This window comes from Filibacter tadaridae (assembly GCF_900609045.1).
Taxonomy (GTDB): domain Bacteria; phylum Bacillota; class Bacilli; order Bacillales_A; family Planococcaceae; genus Sporosarcina; species Sporosarcina tadaridae.
The window spans coordinates 1-909 of record NZ_UXAV01000033.1 but is presented as its reverse complement, the minus strand read 5'-3'; the positions used below and the strand labels follow the sequence as shown (position 1 = coordinate 909).

Sequence of the window (909 nt, the reverse complement as noted above, 5' to 3'; positions counted from 1 at the left end):
CCTGACAGGGAACTCAATCTCATCACCACTCTCACAAATGGAGGTTGAAGTCACATGGGGACTAGTAAACATTATCACATTCAAGGGAAAAAAGGGAGTCGATTTAGCGATCAACTGCGCGGGATTAATCTTGAACAGGTCTTGATTGTCGCAATCGATGCTGCTAAGCTCCACCAAAAAGCCTTAATATGCAATTATTTTGGCGATGTTATTGAAGAATCCTTTTTCTTTTCCGTTAACTCTATTGGGATTGAGGAGCTATGCAACAAAATCAAAGAAGCTTCCAAAAGAACAAATGCTCAGCGCATCTTTTTGGGTGTCGAGGCAACAGGGCATTATTATGAAGATATTGTCCGCGAACTAGGTACCAGAGGATACGGTGTTCAAATCTTTAATGCATATACAACTTTTGAAGAAAGATCAAGCGCACTAAGTTGGTGTAAAACGGACGATTTAGATTTAGTAGCTATTGCACATGCCGTTATGCAAAACAAAGGAACCCAATTTACTCTATCAGAAGGTATTCAGCGTCAACTGCTCACTCTTTCTAGGGCGAGACGTAGTGAAGTAAACAGGTGCTCCACATTAAAGGTAGAAATCAGAGTATTGATGGATCATATTTGGCGTGAATACCAAGGCTTCGCTATTTCGGATGGTAAAAAGCGTAAGACACAAAAGATATTTAGTGACTTTTGGGGGAAATCATCCATTTACTTTATGGAAAATCATCCTCATCCTTCATCTATACTTAGACTAGGGGAAACGGGTCTTCGTAGGTTATCAAAAGAAAATAACTTGAAATTAAGGAGCACAACTATTGAAAAACTGCTTTATGCGGCCAATCATTCACTTTCCCGGTCAAAGGAAGAGTTGGCACCTGAACTGCTCATCTTGAATATGAAGCTAAAA

General features: G+C 39.8%; 1 protein-coding gene. It reads left to right on the top strand.

The annotated features are described in order from the left end of the window. Positions 1-54: 54 nt before the first annotated feature. On the top strand, positions 55-909 hold an 855-nt coding region (locus FILTAD_RS06420), incomplete at its 3' end, for an IS110 family transposase (protein WP_148085389.1).